Annotated in this window: 1 protein-coding gene; it reads left to right on the forward strand. The window is 38.4% G+C overall.

Features of this window, described 5'->3' with window-relative positions; all coding sequences use genetic code 11:
• On the forward strand, window positions 1-653 hold a 653-nt coding region (locus OP496_RS18155), incomplete at its 5' end, for a hypothetical protein (RefSeq protein WP_280565383.1).
• Window positions 654-877 lie beyond the last annotated feature (224 nt).

Consider the following 877-nt stretch of genomic DNA (forward strand, 5'->3'; position numbering starts at 1 on the left):
CAGTTAATCGTATTTCCCAGATCGGCTTTTACTCGCTTGGCCTAGAGTATGATTCTAATTTAGTAGATAAAGCCAGACTGAGCGCTCATAAAAATGCAAGATTCGAAGTTGCGGAAGTTAGTCCACAGTACATCCAAAAAATGGAGCACCACGATGCAATCTTATTGTTAAGCGTCATGCACCGCATATGGGCATTAAATGGTAAAGAATATGCAGAATCTTGCTTGACTGAGCTCTCTAAAAAAACTGAAAACATCTATTTTGAGGGTTCTGTTGGATTGCAAAGATATCAAGGTGAAAGAAAAGAACTCCCTTCATTCGAAAATAATGCAATTGAAAAGGCTGTTGAGTGGCATCGTAAGTGGCTCAAAAAACATTTAACCAATGGTACGTGGGATGTAGAATATCTTGGTGTGGTTCCACATACCTCGAGCGAACCATACCGCATTCTCTTTTCTGCCAAGAAATTAAAAAATAAAGAACCTTCAACGTTTTCTCTTATCGATTTTTCGCCTATAGATGTGAGAGGCCGGATGATAGAAAAAGTCAATGCAAACCCTTCCTCTCTATTAGAAAGTTTTGTTTTTCATATAGGCCTACATCGGACAGGAACAACCACTTTGCAAGAAGATTTTTTTTCCCCGATTCCCTAATTATGTTGGTAGATGTAAAAAACAACATGGCGGATGGGGATATGATCTTGTTTCTAAAAAATTACTATCTTCTGTAAGCAGTGAAATGCCTGAAGACTTACAGGATTTTGTTAGCTGTGCAGAAAAAAAGCAAACTCTATAAACTCAAAGTCTCTCATTTTTAGCAACGAAGCTCTTGTGAAACCATCTGGGGTTAGTGTTGCACCCTTTTCTTACAACAGCAC

It is taken from the genome of Chromohalobacter sp. 48-RD10 (assembly GCF_029889785.1).
Lineage (GTDB): Bacteria > Pseudomonadota > Gammaproteobacteria > Pseudomonadales > Halomonadaceae > Chromohalobacter.